The organism is Chryseobacterium sp. CG10_8, from assembly GCF_058117085.1.
Map to the genome: position 1 here is coordinate 1 of NZ_JBYVEB010000215.1, position 1,875 is coordinate 1,875.

3 protein-coding genes are annotated in these 1,875 nt (G+C 30.9%); all 3 read left to right on the plus strand.

Annotated elements, in window-relative coordinates; genetic code table 11:
- The coding region (locus AC4AGG_RS16290; RefSeq protein WP_489773078.1) for a hypothetical protein at positions 1 to 297 on the plus strand (297 nt) is incomplete at its 5' end.
- A 17-nt stretch (positions 298 to 314) separates the two neighbouring features.
- Positions 315 to 902, plus strand: coding sequence for a DUF6705 family protein (locus AC4AGG_RS16295; protein WP_489773079.1), 588 nt, complete (start codon positions 315 to 317; stop codon positions 900 to 902).
- A 114-nt stretch (positions 903 to 1,016) separates the two neighbouring features.
- Positions 1,017 to 1,703 carry a hypothetical protein gene (locus AC4AGG_RS16300; RefSeq protein WP_489773080.1) on the plus strand — a complete coding sequence of 229 codons (687 nt, stop codon included), beginning with the start codon at positions 1,017 to 1,019 and terminating at the stop codon, positions 1,701 to 1,703.
- Positions 1,704 to 1,875 lie beyond the last annotated feature (172 nt).

Consider the following 1,875-nt stretch of genomic DNA (forward strand, 5'->3'; position numbering starts at 1 on the left):
GTTTATGCTTTGAGAGTACAAGACCTTGCAAATCTTGACTCTCTATTTGATGGACTGGATTTGGATACAACTGAGGGAAGAAAACTTGCAGAAGATAGAGTTTACACCAATGAAGCAGGAATGGTAACCAATATAGATTATACCGCAGCCCAAGCGGAAAAACTATTTATGAAAGTGATGAGTAGTAGCAAAATTGGCTCTAATTCTATTTTTTTGTATCAATATGAAGATAACCAATGGAAAAAACTAACTTCTACAGATGGTGGTGTTACCATACAAAAAACGGCTTGTCAATAACCTTAAATTATCAAAAAATGAAAAATATAATTATATTAACGCTTACAACTTTTGCTTTTTTATCTTGTAAAGCACAGAATATCATCGTTCCATTATTGGAATGCAATAAAATGTACAACCACACCAGTCCAAATTATTATCTGAAAGATACTACCAATGAAATGGATAAATTTGTCGGAACTTGGAAGTGGACAAACGGAACTCGGGAGTTTCAACTTACCCTAATAAAGCAGAAACACCATTTTAGCCAAACAGGAAATGATAATTATTACGAGGATAGATTAGCTGGCTATTACAAATATTGGGAAAATGAAATATTAATTGCGGACACTTCAACTGATGATTTGTCAATGGACTATAGACCTAGAGTGCAATTCACGCTAAATTGTCACAATCAAATCACATCAATTGGCTTTGAAGATTACAAAAAATACAAAGATTTTAAAGTACTATTGGAGAGTTTATCCCCAACACAAATTAAAATGAGGATGTTTAATGTAGAGCATGTTGTAACGGTTAATAAACAAACTGGTGTTCAAAATCCACCAAATATGCCATTAAATGGAAGTACTTTTCCCATGGAAATGATTCTGATAAAACAATAAAATACCACTTCTGCCAACATAGTATTGCCAAAAAAGCGGGGTTGAAGGAATTCTTTGAGAGTTTAGTGAAAATAGTCGCAAAAATTTTCCCTTTTCCAAAGAAAAATTGTAAGTTTGAAAAAGGGGAAAATTTTTGCTTCGGGAAGTGTTTCTTTTGAAATCTCAGTTATAAAAAGCCCGCTTCTTCGGCAATACTTTTTCGTTAGCCGTAATTTTACCAAAATGCCATATCAAGAAGTAAATCTGATAAATATACCCGACCAAAATTCATTTGAATATTTCAAAAAAAGAATAATTAATGACTTTCGGGCAGAAATAATTAATGAAATTAGTAATGTTTATTTTACATATTGTGACTTTAAAATCAAGGAAGATTATTTAACTCTACATTCCGAAACATTAACAGGGATTTCAATATTTCCAACTAACCTAGAAAAGGCGACTAAAAGTGAAAATTATTCTACTGAATACTATTCATTAAAATTAATTTGTTCTGAAAATCCTTATGCAAATTTTGTAACTCTGCAAGACGGTGCAAAAATGGAAATCAGCTATTTGCTTGAAAATATATTAGACGCTCGTTCAGATAAAGGAGAATATAAATTCATTCAAAACACTAAAACTGAAAATAAATATCTTGAACACTGTGATATTTGTAACGGAAAAATTGAATATGCAGAAAAAAAATGGATAAGTGAGAGAAATATACTTTGTGAATATTGTTATAAAGAATATGTTGATAATGATAATTATTTTGAAAAACTAAAAAATATGAAACGAGAGGAAATCCTTGACTTTTAAAAAAACTACGGCTAACAGTGTATTAGCAAAAGCGGGCTTGAATACTCAAATTGAAAATTTGAATATTCGTCGCCGCCACTGCTTTTCAATTCCGTAATTTATTTGTAAGTTTACTTCATTGAAAAAGCATTGGCTCAGTTTGGTTGAAAATTGAACTTTCAGTTCACTTTTT